The following is a 19,603-nucleotide window of genomic DNA, read 5'->3' on the forward strand; positions in this document are numbered from 1 at the left end:
GATCGTATGTCCGTGCTGGCCTTAGGGCGTTCTTCGCGGCAGCCTCTAGCCCGCCTAGGGTACGAAGGACATGTCGGGGAACGAGTGGTATGCGGGTAGCGATCGTCCATTATTGGCTGGTGTCGATGCGTGGCGGCGAAAGGGTGGTCGAAGCGCTTTGCGACATGTATCCCGATGCAGACATTTTCACGCTGGTTTGCGATCACGAGAAAATCTCTGACAAGATCCGACGGCACAGGATCTTCACGTCCTTCTTGCAACGCATCCCAGGAGCGAGACGGCGGTATCAGTCGCTGCTACCGCTGATGCCCTTTGCGCTCGAAGGATTTGACCTCAGCGGCTACGATTTGGTCCTGTCCAGCGAATCCGGACCCGCGAAGGGTGTCATCCCACCGCCACAGGCGGTGCATGTCTGCTACTGCCACTCGCCGATGCGTTACATCTGGGACCACTATCATCTCTATCGGCGCAACGCCGGTTTCCTCGCAAGACTGATGATGCCGCTGATTGCGCCGCTCTTGCGAGCCTGGGATGCGGGTTCGAGCTTGAGAGTAGATCGTTTCGTCGCAAACTCGCACCACGTTGCAAGCCGCATCGGGAAGTACTATCGACGCTCCTGCGTGGTGGTTCATCCGCCTGTCGCCATCGAAGAATTTGCGCCATCAGCAGGCTTTGACGACTTCTACCTCTGCGCTGGACAGATCGTGCCCTACAAGCGTGTCGATCTTGCCGTTCGCACTTTCACGAAGCTCAACCGGAACCTTGTGGTGGTCGGGGACGGCGATAATCAGGACCTTGGCGCCCTCAAGCGCATTGCCGGACCGACAATCAGATTTACCGGCCCAGCTTCGTTCCCCGAACTCAAAGATTACCTTGCCCGCTGCCGGGCGTTGATCTTCCCAGGCGAAGAGGACTTCGGCATCGTGCCCGTCGAGGCCATGGCGAGCGGACGACCCGTAATCGCATTTGGCAAGGGCGGAGCTCTTGATACGATCGTTCCCGGCCATACAGGCCTGCTGTTCAAGGAGCAGACGGTCGATTCCTTGGCGGACGCGATCGACCTGTTTGAGACAATGGAGCATAGCTTCCATCCTGAACTGATCCAACTTCATGCAGCTCAGTTCAGCATCGAGAATTTCAAGGCAGGCATGAAGCGCGTGATCGACCAGGCGCTCTCGGATCGACAGACGGTGGTCGATGTTAAGCCTTACGCAGCGCATCTCTCGCCCGTGTTCGAGGACTTGAAACATGCACCTCTGCACTAAGCCGGAGCTCCATCCCGCATGCCAGTCACCTGCACCTTTGGTTGCGGTAGCAAGGAGAATGGTGTGAGCGACCGCGCCAAGTTCGCATTTGCAAATCCCGGAAATAGGTCAGCGTCATAATGGCGTCTTTTGCGGTCAACGGTCGCTATCTCACTCAAAACCTGAGCGGCGTGCAGCGGTACGCCCGGAGTATCGTACACGCTTTGGATCAAATCGAGGCCGCGTGCGGAGGGGTGATCCTCGCACCCAGAACGAGTTGCCATCCGGATTATGAGAAACTTTGTGCAGTCGAGGTGGGTGTCATGAGTGGCTATCCTTGGGAGCAAGTCGAACTTCCGATGGCAGCGCGGGGACGGCGGCTGCTCAATCTCTGCAACATGGCGCCCGCCATCAAGAGCGAGCAGGTCGTCTGTATCCATGACACCAACGTCCTCTCTTCTCCCGACAGCTACACCCACGGCTTTCGTGCGGTTTATCGTAGCCTTCAGCCGCTCTTTGCCCGGCGAGCCGTCAAAATCGCGACTGTCTCGCATGCCTCGGCACGTCAACTTTCCCGCTATCTGCCTATCCCTCTCTCGCAGATCATCGTTCTGCCGAATGGCCATGAACACGCGCTTCGGTGGAACCCGGATCTCGCCGATCTACCCGCTGAGCTTCCTGTTCGGCCTGAGGACAGGCCCTTCGTTCTGGCGATCGGGTCTGGGGCGCGGCACAAGAATATGTCATTGCTGCTACATATCGCTCCAAGGCTCGATGAGATCGGCATCAACCTCGTCATCGCTGGCGGCAACGGTATCTTCATAGAAGACCATGTGACCTTTCCCGCCAATGTTTACCTATGCGGCCGGGTTAGCGATGACGACCTTGCCTATCTGCTTGATCATGCTCTTTGTCTTGCCTTTCCGTCTCTAACGGAAGGCTTCGGTCTTCCCATCATCGAGGCAATGGCGCGGGGCTGCCCGGTTGTCTCGTCGAATTGCGCCAGTATGCCTGAAGTCTGCGGCGACGCAGGCCTCTTGGCATCGCCGCTGGATCCTGCACAGTGGGTACGTCACATCGAGATGCTCAATGCGTCGGCACAACTGCGATTCGATCTTGTCGGACGGGGTAAAGAACAGTGCGGGAATTTTTCCTGGCATAACAGTGCAGGAGGGTATCTAGACGTCATAGAGGGCCCTGCCGTGCATACGACACGCGGCCTGCCAAAGAAGCAGGCGCTACCGCAAGTCGCGGCTGTCTTCGCCACACTGGGAAGGCCGAAGGTCGTTTCTGAGACGGTTCGGCATTTTCTTTCTACGCAGAGGCTGGCCCCTTCTTCTGTGATTATCTCTTGCGCGACCTCCGAGGATGCCGGAGACCTCGTCAGACTTAAAGATGTGAAGATCGTGACGGGTCCTGTGGGGTTAGCGGCGCAGCGGAACACCGCGCTTAACCACCTGGAGCCGCAAACGGACCTCGTTGCCTTCTTTGACGACGACTTCGTTGCCCACCCAGAGTGGCTGTCTGAGGCTGCTCAGGTATTTCAGGACGAGAGCTCTATTGTTGGGCTCACCGGGCATGTCATCGCTGATGGAATCAAAGGACCAGGAATCGCATTTCACGAGGCCGTGAAGCTGATCAAAAGAGAAAGCGGAAGAAGCGATAAACAATGGCTGGAGCCGTTCAGTCCCTATGGATGCAACATGGCATTCCGGCTGAAGGCGATCGGCACCCTTCGTTTCGACGAAAGACTCGTGCTTTACGGCTGGCTTGAGGATCGAGATTTCGGGGCGGCCTTGGCGAAGATGGGCGGGCGCCTCATCAAATTCTCGGCTTGTCGGGGTGTCCATCTGGGCGTCAAGAGCGGTCGCACCAGCGGCGTGAGGTTGGGTTACTCACAGGTCGCCAATCCTCTGCATCTGATGAAGAAGGGAACCATGAAGCCCCGTCTCGTCTTCGGCCAGATCTTTCGAAACCTGGCCAGCAATGCCGGGCGATCGATCTTGCCAGAGCCTTATGTGGACCGAAAGGGTCGGCTCAACGGGAACTTACATGCGCTTCTTGATGCCGTGACGGGGAAACTTGGTCCAGAACGGGCAGCAGCCATCGGTACGGGAAGTGCATTAGTCCCAGTCGAGCGCAAACCTGCGCGCGCTAAAGCGTGACTTCCGCGCAACGAATAGGCTCGGGCAACCCAAAAATTGAAAGCGGGGAAGCTGGCGAGTTCACACACATCGAGCATAGGAACGGGGGGACAAAGATGAGGGCATTGACGGATGCGACCGAGCCTCGCGGCCTCCCGCGTCGCGTGGTGGTGATTAACGACCTTTGCCAGCCGCGGGACGGGCCCTCGGTTATCGCGTTGAAGAATGCAGGTGTGCTCTCGGAACGCGGAGTGTTGGTTGAGTACTTCTGCGGAGACTTTGGACGCAATGGCGATCTTGCCAAGGCGGGCGTTGCCGTTCATGCGGTGGGTGCAAATGATCTGCGAAGCAGCTCGTTTGCAATGGCAGTGGCAAGAGGACTCTACAACTTCTCCGCTGCCCGCCAGCTGAAATCGCTTATCCGTTCGAAGGACACCCCGGACACCCTCTATCACGTGCACAATTGGTCGAAGATCCTTTCGCCATCGATCTTCGATGCACTTCGACCAGTGATGGATCGCGTCGTTCTGACGGCGCACGACTACTTTCTCGCATGCCCCAACGGCGGCTACTTTCATTTTCAACGTGGTGTCCCCTGTACGGCCAAACCGCTCTCGTTTGGATGCCTTGGAGCGAATTGTGATCGACGGTCGCGCCTCGAAAAAACGTGGCGGATCGCGCGCGATATCGAGCGACGCGCCTTGATGAATCTGTCGGGTTCCCTGGCAACGGTTCTTGCTGTTCATGACGGGATGATCCCGTTGCTCGAGAGGGGTGGCATTCCCGCCGGTCACATAAAGTCTCTGCGAAACCCTGTCGAATCCTGGTCCACGGAGCGTGTGCGTGCCGAAGAAAACCGAGAATTCTTGTTTGTGGGACGGCTTGAACACGACAAGGGGGTCATCCTTCTTGCAGAAGCGGCGAAACAGGCGAAGGTGCCGATCACATTCGTTGGGGAGGGGGCTTTGGGATCAGAGATCGCCTCAATCAATCCCGACGCGAAGCTCGTGGGTTTCAAGGATAGGGCAGCGCTGAGGGAAATCGCTGCGCGAGTGCGATGCCTCGTGGTGCCGACTCGCTCGCGCGAGACGTTTTCACTTGTCGCCTACGAGGCACTGACTTCAGGAATTCCCGTCATCATCAGCGATTTCGCGACCACTCGAGACGAGATACTCGAAAGCGGCGTGGGGATTGCTTGTAACCCATACGAAGCCGGTGCCTTGACCAGAACTTTGGTGGAGTTGGCAAGAGATGACGATGGTGTCTTCCGGATGAGCCTCGAAGGATTTCTCCACAGACACACACTGACACTTTCCTCGCAAGATTGGGAGCGTGCGCTCCTCGATGTGTACTGTCAGCAAGCCAAAGTAGCCGAAATTCGCCACCGTGCTCTCACCCGCGGCGGGTCCGGCTCGGCCGCTTCACTTCACTTGCTTGGGTGAATTTCCGCCGTACGACCTCTAAAGCGGATGACAGCTTTTCAGGATCCGCAAAAACAGGGCTTCGCAACTGTCAGATGCGCCCGCTAGCTTCCATAGCGCCAAGTTCGCTGCGGCAAAGATTGCTAAAGCGAGGCCGCAGATCCACACCAGATTGAAGAGGGTTTTAGGAGTGCTGTCGTTTGCCTCGAACAGAGGCAGCATCGTGAGCAAGAATACTGCCATCGGGATCAACGCAAGCGTGGGGCGGAGCAGCGCTGCCAGCTGTTTCAGAATACCGAGCTGGGTCAGTCTCGCGACGACAACCAAGTTGATCAGGAAGCCGGTCAGAGCGGCGATGGCGTGACCGATGAGGAGCCCCTTCAAGCCTATGGCCATGGTCAAAATGACATTCAAAGGGACCTTCACGCAGAACTCGATCGCCAGCTTTTCGAAGGCAACCCGTGCTCTGTTTAGAGACACCGCCAACGCCGGCAGCAGGACGGTCGGTGCGTAGCCTACGGCGCCAGCGAAGGCCAGCCAGGCGAGGATAGGAGCCGTCTCTCGCCATCCGGAGCCGAGGACTAAATTAATTATGGGTTGGGCCAGCATTGCTATCATCAGGAAGAGGGAAGCCATGATCGGGTAGACCCCCGCCGATGCTTTCAAGTAGACTTTGCAGATGGTGCCGCCTGTCGCGCCATCACGAAGGCAGAGAAGAGGGGCGGAGTGATAGGTTGGATGATTGCCTGGGCTGGCACCGCAACCAGATTGTCGGCCCAGGTGAACTGGCCGAAGGTTCCGGTATCAACGTAGCGGGGCAAAACGACCCTGTCGGCTTGCCAATTGACGGCCGACAGCAGCTGCCGGGCCGCATTCCAACCCAATCTCCGGAAAACAAATGCCATCCTCCAAGCGTGAACCGAAAGCGCTGCGGTGCAAGGAAGTAAGAGGTGGCCATTGCCAGCGCGGTACTTGAGATCTTGCCGATGGCGATGGCCCAATAGCTGCCCGTGGTGATAGCCAGCGTGGTGGCGATCATGAAGCGCTCCCCCCTTGGCGATGATTTCAAGAACGACGTCTCTGCGGAAGTCCATAACCCGGGCATATTCAGTCAGCTTCTGACTAAGCAGTCCACGCATGGCAGGAGCGAGGGACAGCGCACACTGAAGCGCGACCAGGCGAGGTTCGTGGTAGAGCAGCGAGAGCGGCCAAGCGGTGGCACAGAGAACCGCAACTATCGCCAGCGCGCGCAGTGCCGCGATTGACAGTGCTGTGTCGTACATCCGCTCCGTCGGCTGCGGATGGTTGAGCAGTGCGGCGGCCAGCGGTACCTCGCATAAGTTTCCACGATCAGAACTGCGGTCATCGCCATCGTGACGACACCAAACTCCTCGGGACCAAGGAAGCTGGCCAAGATCAGGAGCGTCACCAGGTCGCGACACTTTGTGAAAAGGCGGCCGCCTGTCGTCCAGAGGCCCGCCTTTACAGTGTCGGAGAGAGTGGATCCACCTTTGCTGCCTACTGCCCTGTGAGAACTATTGCTGGTCTCGACCCGCGTCATGGGGATTGTCGCATACTTTACCTGCTACGGCCGTTTTCACAAATTGCCAAGAGTGCCACTAACACTCCAGTGCCGCTGCGATCTTTACTGTTCGCAGTATTTCATCGCGCCTTCATCTTGGACCGCCCATGGAGTCGACGCAGGCTTAGAGTGAGAAAGTTCGAAGGCCCTTCGCATCCGGATCTCGTCAGCTCGCGCTTTGGGTATGTCAGGTTTTCGCAAGAAACTTGAGTCTCCGGATGCGGTGACGGACTACTTCATTCGGACGGAGGGGTGGTAGAGCTCCCAGCCGCCTCGAAGCGGTCTCCATGCGCCTGGTGGGCTGCAGTCCAGGGCTAGCCGCGCCTGCAGTGAGCGCGAACGTCGCTCTCCGTGACCGGGTTTGCTGGCGAACGCCTGCCTTTACCTCATCCGCGATCTCTGTCTTCGCGACCGGAAGGGCCGAGTGGTGGCCCACCTCACTGACCAAACGGATTAGGCTAAGGTTTATCCGCCGGCCCATTTCAGCCCAATGATCAGATGTTCATTTCACAGGCGCGTGAAATTCTGTCGCACGGGGAATGTCTCCCCGACCGAGTTCTGGCGGTAAAGCAGCTTTGGGCTCCGATCGGCAACAGGCGGGACGACGATGAGCGGAAACCAGGAAGTCGCAAGCGGGTTGACAAGGCAGGGAGTGGGCGCGCCACGTTACGACAGGGCCCTGGGTGTACCGGAGATGGTCCGGGGGCACGCGGAGCAGCGCCCAGAAGCGATCGCAATCATCTGCGATGACGTTCGCCTGACTTACGGTGAGCTAGACAGAATCTCCGACGGTCTTGCGACCTATCTCGTTTCCTGTGGCGTCGCCAAAGGAGACGTGGTTTGCCTGCTCGTTCCGCGGTCGCTCGAAACGGTGGTGGCTAAGCTGGCGATCCTGAAGGCGGGGGCCGGATATCTTCCCCTGGATCCGAGCTATCCGGCGGACCACCTGCGATATGTATTGGAGGAGTGCCGACCAAAGGTCGTCTTCACAATGGGCAACCCCGCTCTGGTCCCGCTCGAACTTCAGGCGTCAGGCAGTCGACCCGTCGACCTTCCCACCCTCCTCCGAAACCTGTCACCCGGAGATGTATCGCAACTGCCCCGCAGCGAAGGCGCCGACCTCGCCTACGTCATGTACACCTCTGGCTCCACCGGGCGTCCGAAGGGCGTCGCCGTGCCACACCGGGGCATCACACGTCTCGTTCTTGAGCAGAACTTCATCAAGTACCGCCCAGGCGACATGGTGCTTCATGCAACTACCATTTCCTTCGACGCTAGCACGCTGGATATTTGGGGCGCACTACTGAACGGCGCCACTCTCGTGGTCATGTCGAAGCCCAGTTTTTCACTGGCCGACGTGCGGGAAATGATCAAGGCCCGTCATGTAACCAAAGTGACTTTTACCACGGGCCTGTTCAACGTGTTCGCTGATCACGCGGAAGAGCAGATGCCCAGCCTGCGTCAGATCATCTTTGGCGGAGAAGTTGCCTCAGCTCCGCATGTGAAGCGCTTCATTAAGGCTCATCCGGCTTGCATTCTGACAAATGCCTATGGCCCGACCGAAGCAGCCTGCATCGCGACCACCTTCACCGTACCCGCCGACTTTTCCGCCTCCGAACTGCCGATTGGAAAGCCAATTTGCAATACCGAGGTTCTGCTCCTGGACGAAGGACTCCGCGTTGTGCCACCGGGTGTCGAGGGCCAGATCGCTATCGCGGGCGACGGATTGGCCCTTGGATACTTCAATCGTCCTGATCTGACCGCCGAGCGTTTCGTGACGATCGACACCGGGGAGGGCGAGAGGCGTTGCTATCTGACCGGGGACCTCGCTGTCATGGAGGAAGACGGAACCTTCCACTTCCGTGGGCGACGAGACCGGCAGGTCAAGATCAACGGCAAGCGGATCGAGCTGGAAGAGATTGAGGCCGCATTGCGTCGCCATCCGCGGCTTGCTGAAGCTGTGGTCGAGTGCCGGGAGACCGGGGGCGTAAAGCGGATCATCGCCTATCTTCGTCCCAACAAGCCTCAGGATTTATCCAACGCCAATCTCATCCCCTCCGTCATGGAGCGCCTGCGCAGCAGCCTTCCGGCCTACATGATACCGAGCACGGCGCTCGTGATGGCGCAATTCCCCCTGACAAAAGCCGGGAAGATCGACAGGGCGCGCCTGCCACTACCGCCGATCGAGGACACCCATCCTGCAATTGCCCGCAGCCGCAGCGAGGAGATTCTCACGAGGCTCTGGAGCCAGGCGCTCGGCATCGAAACCGTGCCGATCGATCGTAATTTCTTCGATCTCGGCGGCACCTCTCTACAGTTGATGCGCATCCACGCGGGGCTCGAACTTGAACTGGGTCAGCGCTGCGAAGTGCTTGCCCTGTTCAAGCACCCGACCGTGCGAGACATGGCACTCTTCCTGGATGGACGTGAGGCGCCGTCGTCCAGAGCAGCTGAGGTCGACTGGCGCGCCGCCATGCAACGAAGGACGATGTCCCAGTTCCGGCGGAGCACACCATGAGCCGCGACACCCGTCCGAACGGCCTCAATCATGAACAACCTTCCGCAGATGATGCTGATCTTGTGGAAGGCATCGCGATTGTCGGAATGTCGGGTCGCTTCCCCGGCGCGCCCGACGTCGACACACTATGGGAGCTCGTCACACGAGGTGGAAGCGCGTTTCGGAAGTTCGACACGGACGAAATCGAAGATGCCTTCACCGACGAGGAGCGGGCATCGCCGGATTACGTCCCATGTCGCCCGCATCTGGACGGCATCGACCTGTTCGACGCCGAGTTCTTCGGTATGTTTGCGCGCGAAGCGGCACTCACGGATCCCCAACATCGCCTCTTCCTGGAGATCTGCTGGGAAGCTTTGGAGATGGCGGGCTACGACCCCTATCACTGCCCGGGTGCCGTAGGGGTGTTCGCGGGCAGTGCAATGCCGACATACCTGCTCAACAATGTGCTTTCAGACCGGGCTGTCGTCGAGGAGCTGACGTCCAATTACCAGATCGGCTTCTACAACCAGGTCCTCGGCTCGATCAGTGATGCGCTGGCCACGCGGATTGCCTACAAGTTCAATCTCCGGGGGCCGGCCTTCACGCTGCAGTCGGCCTGCTCCACCTCTCTGCTTGCTGTCTCGCAGGCGTGCCAGAACCTTCTGACCTACAGCTGCGACATGGCGCTCGCGGGTGGCGTCTCCATAACCGTTCCCCAGAAGCGCGGTTACATCTATCAGGAAGGCGGGATGGTGTCCCGCGACGGCATTTGCCGGCCCTTCGATGCTGACGCCTCCGGCACCGTCTTCGGCAGCGGGGCGGGTGTGGTGCTGCTCAAGCGTCTGGAGGACGCCATTGCGGACGGTGATTTGGTCTATGCTGTGATCCGCGGCTACGGCGTGAACAACGACGGATCGGACAAGATCGGCTTCGCGGCACCAAGCGCGGAAGGACAGGCAGACGTTATCAGCGCCGCCATTGCCCATGCCGGCATCGACCCATCCTCGATCGGCTACGTCGAATGCCATGGAACAGCCACGCCGCTCGGCGACCCGATCGAGTTCTCGGGCCTCAAGCAAGCCTTCTCCGGCGCACATCACGAGCGGAACGCGTGCGCACTCGGCTCGCTGAAGGGCACCGTCGGTCATCTCGATGCAGCAGCAGGCGTGGCGGGGCTTATCAAGGCCACTCTGGCTTTGCACCATCGCAAGATCCCGGTCATGCCGAACTTCAACACGAGCAATCCACGAATCGAGCTTGGCGACACCAGGTTTTATATCCCGCGGCAGACGAAGGAGTGGGCTGCGAGCTCTACGCCCCGCCGCGCAGGGGTGAGTGCCTTCGGCGTTGGCGGAACTAACATACACGTGGTGCTCGAAGAAGCGCCGAGGAGACAGGAACGGCAGGAAAAGGAGATCGCCCCCCTGATTCTGCCGCTTTCTGCGCGGTCAGAGCCGGCATTGGTGGAGATGCGCCGCAATCTTGCAAGTCATCTGGAGCAAAACCGCGCAGTTTCGTTGTCGGCGGTGGCGAGAACGCTGCAGGAGGGACGGCACGCGTTCATGACGAGGGCGACTATCTCGGCGACAAGCGTCGACGAGGCAATCAATGGGCTGAGGCGCGAAAGCCTGGTGACCGCAGTCGCCGAAGATCAGCCGCCGCCGGTTGTCTTCATGTTCCCGGGCCAAGGGTCCCAATACGTCGGCATGGGTGCGGCGCTCTATGCAAGTGAGCCCGAGTTTGCCCGCTGGATTGATCGAGGCACAGAGCTTCTGAAGATGCACTTCGGCATCGATCTTCGAGAATACATCTGCCATGCGGGCCCGGCGAGTAGCGCGATGACTGCCGAGCAACGGGAAACGCGTATCGCGCAGCCTTGCCTGTACCTCGTGGAATATGCACTGGCCCAACTCTGGCTCAGCCGTGGTTTGCGGCCGACGGCGATGATTGGACACAGCGTCGGCGAATTCGTCGCAGCGACCCTCGCAAACGTGATCTCATTCGAGGATGCGTTGAACCTCGTCGCGACCCGCGGACAACTCATGCAGGAGCAGGCGCCCGGCGCAATGCTGTCTGTCCGTGCGGCGCCCGAGAGTCTCCGCGAGCATCTCAAAGGAGGAGCAGAGATCGCCGCGATAAACGCGCCCAAGCTCTGCGTGGCTTCGGGCCCCCTCCACGAAATTGAGTTACTTTGCCTCACGCTTGAGCAGGCTGGCATCGCGTTCAGCCGGCTGCATACTTCGCATGCCTTCCACTCTGCGATGATGGAGCCCTGTGTCGAGGCGCTACGCGATGTTGCGTCCAAAGTTACCTATGGTCGTGCGACAATCCCGTACATCTCTTGCGTGACGGGCGACTGGCAGACTGATGCTTTGGGTTCGTCCCCGAATTATTGGTCGCGCCATTGCCGCGAACCTGTCCGTTTCTCCGACGGACTTTTGACGCTCTGCCGGGAGCAGCGCCCGATCCTTCTCGAGGTTGGCCCCGGCCGAACGCTTTCCGTGTTTGCGGCGCAGACGGTAGGCCGCGATCAACTGCCGTCAATCGTGCAGTCCCTACCGGAGCATGACAATGCGGCTGCGGCCCGCCATTTCGTGGCGGAGGCTCATGGACGCCTGTGGATGGCGGGCAGCGATCTTCCATGGCCCGACCTGCTTCACGAACCGCGTCGGACTGTGGCTCTGCCGACTTACCCGTTCCAGCGGCAGCGGCATTGGATGGACGCGCCGCCGTCGGCACGACGGGCGCACGCCACGCAACCCGCACAGCTAACAGATCCAGAGACCATCAAGAGCGAGCGTTTCGCAAGAAGTGAGGTGGAAACCATGAACGCCATCAGCACCATCACGGTCGCCGATCGTACACCAGAACTGGAGACCGCGCTGATCACGCTCCTGAGCGAGATGTCAGGTGAGCCGATTGGCGCAGGCAATATCAATGACAGTTTCCTCGACCTGGGTTTCGATTCTCTCTTCATCGGGCAGTTCGCCCAGAAGATTGACAAGCAATATCGCGTGAAAATTTCTTTCCGTGAGTTGCTCGCCAACATTCCGTCGGTCGCCGCCCTCGCCCGATATCTGGACCAGACTCTGCCGCCTGAACCCGCAAAGGCAGCGGTTGCGGTGCCGCCGCGGTCGGAAGAGGTCAGGGAGAACTTTGCCACTCCACCCACCCCGGCTCAAACGATGGCGCCGATCGGTGCGTCCGTGGCGGCACCGGTTCTCAGCGATGCGGGAGATGTTCAGAGCACACCCGTGGGCGCCGGCCTAGAGGCCTTGCTGCAATCGCAGCTTTCCCTTGCCCAGAGCCTATTTACGCAACAATTTCAGCTTCTGCAGGGGGGAAGGCCGGCTCCCGCCGCCTTATCGACAGCAATGACGCACACCGATGCGACACGGCCTGTCGCCTCCGAGCTTGTTCAGAGCGCGCTACAACCCTCAGAGGCTCCGGGCCCGACTGTCGACAGCAGTCTAATTGAGGAGATCGGCGGGGAGCGCTATCGCCATTATCAGCAGGGGGGGGCGAAGGCTAAGACAGACCTTGGCCCTGAGAAGGAAGCATTCATCAACGACCTGGTTCTAACCTACTCCAACCGCAATCGGCGCTCCAAGGAGTATACGCAGGCGCACAGAGCTCATCTCGCAGACCCGAGAACCGCCTCCGGGTTCCGAGCAGAATGGAAGGAAATGATCTTTCCGGTGGTCTGCGACCGCTCCAAGGGGGCCCGTCTTTGGGACATCGACGGCCACGAATACATCGACCTCGTCAACGGCTTCGGTCAGACGGCGTTCGGCCACGCGCCGGACTTCGTGGTGGAGGCCATGAAGGCTCAGGTGGACGATGGTTTCGCGATTGGTCCGCAGACGCCGCTCGCCGGCGAGGTTGCCGAGTTGCTTGCCGCCATGACCGGTCATGAGCGTGTGACCTTCTGCAACACCGGTTCGGAAGCGGTCATGGCCTCCATGCGCTTGGCTCGAGCTATCACCGGACGCGAGCGCATCGTCGTATTTGCCAACGATTATCACGGTCAATTTGACGAGGTGCTGGTCAAGGGACGGGCGCGCGCAAAGGAACCGGTTGCGCTGGCGATCGCGGCCGGCATTCCCTCAGCCTCCGTGAGCAACATGATCGTGCTCCCCTATGGAGCCACCGAAAGTCTGGAATGGATCAGGGCGAACGCCGAGGATCTGGCTGCGGTGATCATCGAGCCGATTCAGAGCCGCCATCCCGAGTTGCGGCCGCGCGACTTCGTTCTCGAACTTCGCAAGTTCGCCGACGCATCGGGCTATGCTCTTGTGTTTGACGAGGTGGTCACCGGATTCCGCGTGGACCCCGGCGGCATGCAAGCGATCTGGGGCATCAAGGGCGACATGGCGACCTATGGCAAGGTTGTCGGCGGCGGAATGCCCATCGGCGTTTTGGCCGGCAGCAGCCGTTTCATGGACGCTCTAGACGGCGGACACTGGTGCTATGGAGATGATTCGGTGCCCAATGTGGTCCCGACCTTCTTCGCCGGCACCTTCGTACGTCACCCGGTCGTGCTCTCTGCCGCGCGCGCGGTGCTTCACCACATCAGAGGTGAAGGCGCTGCCCTCTATGATCGCGTTGCCCGGCGTACCGAGGAACTGGTCGAGGAAATCAACTCCGATCTGGCCAAGCGGGGAATCCCGCCCTGCCTCCGTGGTTACAAGAGCTGGTTCGTCACCGATTTTAGCAGTCAGGATCCGCTCGGCGGCCTCCTCTACCCATATTTGCGCATGAACGGCATCCATATCCAGGACGGCTATCCCTGCTTCCTGACCACTGCCCATACCGAAGAGGATTTCACGACGATCGCAAGAGCGTTCCGCGACGCTGTCGATGCGCTTCAGTGTGTAGGGATATTGGCGCCGAAGGCTGAGAGCGAAATCGGTGGGATTGACCCGGCGCCAAGCCAAGGCCCAAAACCGACACTGCATCGATATGTTCGCGCCGAGAGCGCTCAGCTCACGGAAGCACAGTCGGAAATCTGGCTGGCCGCCCAGGCCGGCGAAGAAGCGTCCTGTTCCTTCAACGAGTCCCTTTCCCTTTTGCTGAATGGGCCTCTTGACCGTGAAGGCTTCCTTTCGGCAATTCACGCAGTCGTGGCGCGGCACGATGCCCTGCATATCCGGTTCGACCGAAACGGCGAGTGCTTCCGCTTTATCTCTGGATTCGAGCTTCCGGTCGAGGTCGTGGATCTAACAGAGGAAGCGGATGCAGACGCCATTCTTCAAGAACTGATCGAAACAGACGCGAAGACGCCATTCGATCTCATTGAGGGCCCGTTGGCACGCGCCTACCTAGTGATCCTCGGACCGAACCGTCATGTTCTTGTGTTTACCGCGCATCACATCGTCTGTGATGGCTGGTCGCTCAACGTGATCATCAACGAATTTGCCGAGACCTATTCTGCTGGATTGAGGGGAGAAGGGCTTTCTCTGGAGCCGGCCATGTCATTCGCTGAATATGCTGAAAAATACGCCCCAAGCGCGGAGGTCAGCACTGCGACGGCGCAATTCTGGCACGAGCAATTCAAGGAATTGCCCGAGCTTCCGGATATGCCGCTGGACCGGCCCTACCCCGACCGCCGCAGCTTTGCTGGCGGAACCTGCACGGTGATGGTCTCGTCCGAAATCGCGGCGGCGGTAAGGAAGCGCGGTGCGAGAGCTGGTGCGACCATGTTCTCAACCATGCTAGCGGCGGTCCAGGTGATGCTGGCACGTCTTTCCGGCCAGACCGACATGGTTATCGCAGTCCCCTCCGCCGGCCAGAGTCAGCTCGACGAACGAGTCCTTGTCGGACATTGTGTGAACCTGCTTCCGATCCGCCAGACCGTCGAACTCGGCGCCTCGTTCGAGGATCACTTGCAGACCACACAGCAGCTGATCCTGAAGGCCTTCGAACACCAGGACTACACCTACGGTACCCTGGTGAAGACGCTCGGGGTGAAGCGCGATCCGCGCCGGCTGCCGCTGACCGGCATTCAGTTCAACCTCGAGCGCGTTGCCGCCAACGCTGAGTTCGAAGGACTGCAAACAGAAATCGTTCCGAATCCCAAATGCTTCGCAAACTTTGACATGTTCCTCAACATGATCGAGAGCAGGGAGGGCATCCGGATTGATGCGGACTACAATGCCGACGTGCTGGATCGCGAGACGGTGGAGCGCTGGATTGGCCACCTCGTTACATTGATAAGCGCTCTGGCCGATGACATCAGCCGTCCCTTGAATGATCTACCTCTCCTGTCAGAAGCGCAGATCAAATGGCTGGCCGACGACCTCAATCAGACTGCGACCGAGTATCCCCAAGAAGCATTTGCCTTCTCCCTGATCACGCATAAATCCCAACGGAGGCCGGATGCCGTTGCGGCACGGTATCGCGGCCAGTCCATCACCTATGCAGAACTCGAAGCGCAGACCAACCGCTTCGCCCGCCATGTTCGAAACGTGGTTCCTGGGGAAGGGGAGCGGCTCGCCCTGCTCGTAGATCGTTCACTCGACATGCTCGTTGCACTGATCGGTATCATGAAGGCAGGACATGCGTACGTCCCACTCGACCCCACCCACCCAGAGACGCGATTGCGCCAGACCTTGTCCGCGGCAAGACCTGCCGCACTTATCTGCAGTAGTGACGTGACAGCGGCCCTGGCCACGGAAGGTATGGGTACGATCCGGTTGGACAAGGAGGCCAGCGCGATCGCGGCCTATTCGGGTTCGAACCTGGAGAGCCTCCCCTGTGACACGGAAACGACCGCCTATGTCATCTTCACCTCAGGATCAACCGGAACGCCCAAAGGGGTCTCGATCTCCCATCGCTCCCTCACAAACTTCCTGCTATCCATGGCTAAGGAGCCGGGCTTTGCCGCCGACGACGTCGTCGTCGCAGTGACGACGATCTCGTTCGATATCGCCGGCCTTGAGCTCTACCTCCCGCTGATTGCAGGTGGCAGCGTGGTGATCGCCGACCGGTCCGAAGTCGAGGACGGGTTTGCTCTGGTTCGATTGCTCGATGAGAGCAAGGCGACGGTCCTGCAGGCGACACCGACACTCTGGCAGATGCTGCTAGAGGCGGGCCTCGACGGCACGCGCTCACTTAAGAAGCTGTGCGGAGGCGAGGCGTTGCCGAAATCTTTGGCAAAAACGCTTGCCGCGATGCCAGGCTCCCTGTGGAACATGTACGGTCCCACCGAAACGACGATCTGGTCCTCTGTGGCACGCATCGAAGATGGTGACGCGCCGATAACGATCGGCCACCCGATCGCAAACACGCAGCTCCACATCCTGGGCACCGACGGTCGTCTAGCCCCCCCCGGAACCACCGGCGAGCTTTGTATCGCTGGCGACGGCCTCGCGCAGGGCTACTTCGCGAGAGCTGATCTTACTGAGGCAGCTTTTGTTTTGCTCGACATCGGCCTCGGCGACAGGCAGCGCCTCTACAAGACAGGCGATCTAGGGCGCCGCATGAAAGATGGTTCGCTGCAACTGCTCGGGCGCCGCGACAATCAGGTCAAGCTTCGCGGTTTCCGCATTGAGTTGGGCGACATCGAAGCAGTGATCTCACAAGTTGAGGGCATGCGCAAATGCGCTGTTGTCGGAGCACGCAACGGTCGCGGAGATCTCGTTCTTGCCTGCTATTTCGTTGCCGATGCGGGCACTTCTGCCGCTGATCCGGTACAACTGGCAGACGCGGTACGCGCCGATCTTCCGGCCTACATGGTTCCTACTGTCTGGTCACGGGAAACGGAACTGCCGCTCACCAAGAACGGCAAGCTAGATCGAAAGGCACTCGAGGATCGCGAACTGCGCCGGGGCGATACTAAGACCATAGCTCCCAAGATCGCACCGCGCACCCCCATGGAAGAGAAGTTGATGACGATCTGGAAGGGCGTGCTCGACATCCATCCAATCGGTGTCGAGGACAATCTTTATTCTCTTGGCGCGGACTCGCTGACGATCTTCCGCATTGCCGCGCGCATGTTGGATGAAGGACTCCCGCTGGAAGCAAAACACCTGTTGCGCTATCCCTCGATTGCAGAACTCGCGGCTTATGCCGAAGACGCGCTTGCGAGCGCATCTGCTGTCGGGGTGGTCTATCAGATACCGTCGCTTTCCAGCTTCCGCAATGGCGCTCGACGCCGGATGGAGAGCCTCTCATGAACCAGCTAGAAACTCAGGCAGACGCACCGACCATCGCAGCTCAAGTTGTCGGGGAATTCCCGTGCACGCAGACCCAGCTCCGTTGCTGGGTCCTCGATCAACTGCAGCCCGGAAACCCAGCGCTTAACGTCGCTGTGCGCTGGGAGATCCGCGGAATGTTCAAGGCCTCGACAATCGAGGCGGCATTCCGAAAGATTATCCAGCGCCACGAGATCCTGCGTACGCGCTTTGTCGAGCGGCAGGGTAGTCCCCACCAGCAGGTTCTTGAGGCCGTGGATTTCAAGCTGTCGGTTATCGATCTCAGGAGTATCCCGGCGGAGCAGCGCGAAGAGCGGATCGTCTCGATCGGTGAGGAGACCGCATCAGCCCCGTTCGATCTCGAGCGCGGCGGGCTCTTCCGCGTCACCTTGCTGATGGTCGAGAACAACCGCGCCTTCCTTCTGATCACCGCGCACCAGACGTGCTTCGATGGCTGGTCGATCCGCGTGCTTGGACGTGAATTAGGAGAGATCGCGTCGGCGATGGAGGCGGGCCGCGCGCCCCTCTTACCGGACCTGCCTCTGCAATACGGCGATTTCGCGCTGTGGCAGCAGGAATATCTCTCGAGTTACGGTTTCGAGGCTGAGCGGGGATTCTGGAAGGAAACATTGGCAGACGCCCCCTACTTCGAGGTGCCGAGCGACCATCCACGGCCTGCGGTCAAAACCACGAGCGGTGACATCATCTCTGCGGTCAAGCCGCTCGAATTCGGCGAGCGCATCGAGGCCGCCGCGCGTGATCACAAGGTGTCGCTGTTCACTTATGGGGTCGCTGTCGTCAGCGCTGCACTGCATCGTGTGACCGGAGCCAGGGACATCCTGTTCGGCACTCAGATTGCCGGGCGCGAACACTCCGATCTTGAGCCGATGATCGGCGTCTTCATCAACAACATGGTGCTGCGTCTGCCGGTCCAACCACAAGCGAGCTTTGAGGACCATCTTTATTCGGCCAAGCAGACGGTTAGTGCTGCCGTTAATCACCAGCGCATGCCGTTCAACAAGCTGGTTGAATGCATCAACCCGGTCCGAGACCCTTCGCGAAACCCGCTGATCTCGGTTAATTTCAACTTGTCTAAGGCATTCCTCGAGGACCGTCGCTACGGGGACTTTGAGCTGATCAGCGCACCGTCACAGTCGCCGGGCGTGGTTTACGACATCAGCTTCGGCATGGTCGGACGCCCCTCCGGCTGGCGTATGTCGATTGAATACAACACCGATCTTTTTGACAGGTCCACGATCGAGCATATCCTGCGACTCTGGCAGGACGTTTACGAGCAGGCACTGAACACTCCTTCGGCACCACTGTTGGCTGAGCGGATCAAGCCGCAGCGGTCTACCCCCTCTTGCTCCGTAGACACCGGCACCCCAACTGATGGAGTGCGCGCGGCAGCGACCATTGAGCATGCATCTTCCGACCCGGAAAACGTCTCAACCCTTTCGCAGGCCGAGTGCCTCCGGCTTCTCGGTGAAATCTGGGCAAAGGTGCTTGACGTCGACAAGGTCACGCCGGAGGGCAACTTCTTCACGCTTGGCGGGCACTCCCTCCTGGCACTTCGCATGCTCTCGGCAGTCAGGGGTAGGTTTGGGATTAAGCCGGAGCTCACCTTGCTGTTCAAGGAACCGACGCTGCGGGGATTTGCTACAGCTTTGTTCGGAGGGAACGACCCCGAGGTGCAGCCGCAGCCTCTAGCACGTGCCCTCTCCTGGAACCGTGACCTCTATAAGGAGGGGATGGGCACCGCTGCGATCTACACGATCAACCACCCCTTCCTGTACTTCCAACTCGCCAATCGCCTGAGCGATGAAATCTCCGTCTACAACGTCAACATGTTTGGTACATCGCCAGACGAGATGTCGGTAGACGCGAAGCTGGAGGATGTTGCGGCTTCGGCGATCCGTGCAATGGCCATACCGGCCGACACGAGGCGGGTGGGTGTAGTGGGGCTATGCGTCAACGGGATCCTTGCTCTTGAAATTGCGAGGCAGTTGCGCCAGTCCGGTGTCGAAGTCGCGTTCACAGCGGCAATCGATGCCTGGGCCCCGGGCTATTTCCGCTCACAGCCCTGGCTTCGGCAACGACTGTGGAATGGAGAGCGGCGCATCAAGCGGGCGATTTATTTCATCCGCAAGCTGATGACTGGCCGAATGAAGACTTCAAACTTCCTCAAGGAGTTTCGCGCCACGCAGTGGCTCGGCAAGGCATTTGCGCCCCGCGAGCAGGGACCAAGCCAAGAGGAGACAGCCAACGTGCTGGTCACCAATTTCCTAGTGCGCACCGCCAAGGGCTTCAAACCTGAGCCGGTTGGTGAACTGTTGCTGTACCGCAGCGAGGCGAGCCCCCCACGCGCACGCAAGCTGCTCTTTGGCTGGAGTGAAGCCGTCGCCGGCAAGGCATCTGTAATCGACCTGGAGGGCTGGCACGAGGATTCGCTGTCCGTCAACGGGATGCATCGCTTGGCGAGCAGCATTGAAGAGCGCCTGATGGTCGGGAAAAGCTGAG

General features: G+C 59.6%; 8 protein-coding genes. 6 read left to right on the top strand and 2 right to left on the bottom strand.

The genetic code is table 11. The features are described from left to right. Window positions 1-89: 89 nt before the first annotated feature. The 3 genes from MUU54_RS07155 (at window position 90) to MUU54_RS07165 (ending at window position 4,830) form a co-directional block, all read left to right on the top strand. Window positions 90-1,265, top strand: a complete 1,176-nt coding sequence (locus MUU54_RS07155) for a glycosyltransferase (RefSeq protein ID WP_247243348.1) — start codon at window positions 90-92, stop codon at window positions 1,263-1,265. 119 nt (window positions 1,266-1,384) lie between these two features. Continuing rightward, window positions 1,385-3,409, top strand: a complete 2,025-nt coding sequence (locus MUU54_RS07160) for a glycosyltransferase (RefSeq protein WP_247243349.1) — start codon at window positions 1,385-1,387, stop codon at window positions 3,407-3,409. Between the two features lie 197 nt (window positions 3,410-3,606). Then, window positions 3,607-4,830 carry a glycosyltransferase family 4 protein gene (locus MUU54_RS07165; protein WP_247243350.1) on the top strand — a complete coding sequence of 408 codons (1,224 nt, stop codon included), beginning with the start codon at window positions 3,607-3,609 and terminating at the stop codon, window positions 4,828-4,830. 18 nt (window positions 4,831-4,848) lie between these two features. Here the strand turns inward: MUU54_RS07165 and MUU54_RS07170 are convergent, their stop codons facing one another. Both MUU54_RS07170 and MUU54_RS07175 read right to left on the bottom strand, forming a co-directional pair. Beyond that, window positions 4,849-5,445, bottom strand: coding sequence for an MATE family efflux transporter (locus tag MUU54_RS07170; RefSeq protein ID WP_247243351.1), 597 nt, complete (start codon window positions 5,443-5,445; stop codon window positions 4,849-4,851). Window positions 5,446-5,471: 26 nt separating this feature from the next. Then, window positions 5,472-6,251, bottom strand: coding sequence for an oligosaccharide flippase family protein (locus MUU54_RS07175; RefSeq protein ID WP_312038807.1), 780 nt, complete (start codon window positions 6,249-6,251; stop codon window positions 5,472-5,474). A 747-nt stretch (window positions 6,252-6,998) separates the two neighbouring features. Here MUU54_RS07175 and MUU54_RS07180 point away from each other — a divergent pair. Genes MUU54_RS07180 through MUU54_RS07190 form a run of 3 tightly spaced genes read left to right on the top strand, consistent with a single transcriptional unit; the run spans window position 6,999 to window position 19,602 of the window. Next, window positions 6,999-8,909 carry a non-ribosomal peptide synthetase gene (locus MUU54_RS07180; RefSeq protein WP_247243353.1) on the top strand — a complete coding sequence of 637 codons (1,911 nt, stop codon included), beginning with the start codon at window positions 6,999-7,001 and terminating at the stop codon, window positions 8,907-8,909. After that, entirely contained in the window at window positions 8,906-17,065 is an 8,160-nt protein-coding gene (locus tag MUU54_RS07185) for a non-ribosomal peptide synthetase/type I polyketide synthase (protein ID WP_247243354.1), read from the top strand. Before MUU54_RS07180 ends, MUU54_RS07185 begins: the two co-directional genes overlap by 4 nt. Continuing rightward, window positions 17,062-19,602 (top strand): condensation domain-containing protein, encoded by a 2,541-nt coding sequence (locus MUU54_RS07190; RefSeq protein ID WP_247243355.1) that lies wholly within the window; start codon window positions 17,062-17,064, stop codon window positions 19,600-19,602. Before MUU54_RS07185 ends, MUU54_RS07190 begins: the two co-directional genes overlap by 4 nt. Window position 19,603: the final 1 nt, after the last annotated feature.

The organism is Pseudorhizobium tarimense, from assembly GCF_022968135.1.
In the GTDB taxonomy this organism is placed as follows: Bacteria; Pseudomonadota; Alphaproteobacteria; order Rhizobiales; family Rhizobiaceae; genus Neorhizobium; species Neorhizobium tarimense.

What these genes read in the sequence shown, in the direction of transcription:
- MUU54_RS07155 (WP_247243348.1), top strand. Translation starts at nt 90, where the DNA reads ATGCGGGTAGCGATCGTCCATTATTGGCTGGTGTCGATGCGTGGCGGC.
- MUU54_RS07160 (WP_247243349.1), top strand. Translation starts at nt 1,385, where the DNA reads ATGGCGTCTTTTGCGGTCAACGGTCGCTATCTCACTCAAAACCTGAGC.
- MUU54_RS07170 (WP_247243351.1), bottom strand. Translation starts at nt 5,445, where the DNA reads ATGGCTTCCCTCTTCCTGATGATAGCAATGCTGGCCCAACCCATAATT.
- MUU54_RS07180 (WP_247243353.1), top strand. Translation starts at nt 6,999, where the DNA reads ATGAGCGGAAACCAGGAAGTCGCAAGCGGGTTGACAAGGCAGGGAGTG.
- MUU54_RS07185 (WP_247243354.1), top strand. Translation starts at nt 8,906, where the DNA reads ATGAGCCGCGACACCCGTCCGAACGGCCTCAATCATGAACAACCTTCC.
- MUU54_RS07190 (WP_247243355.1), top strand. Translation starts at nt 17,062, where the DNA reads ATGAACCAGCTAGAAACTCAGGCAGACGCACCGACCATCGCAGCTCAA.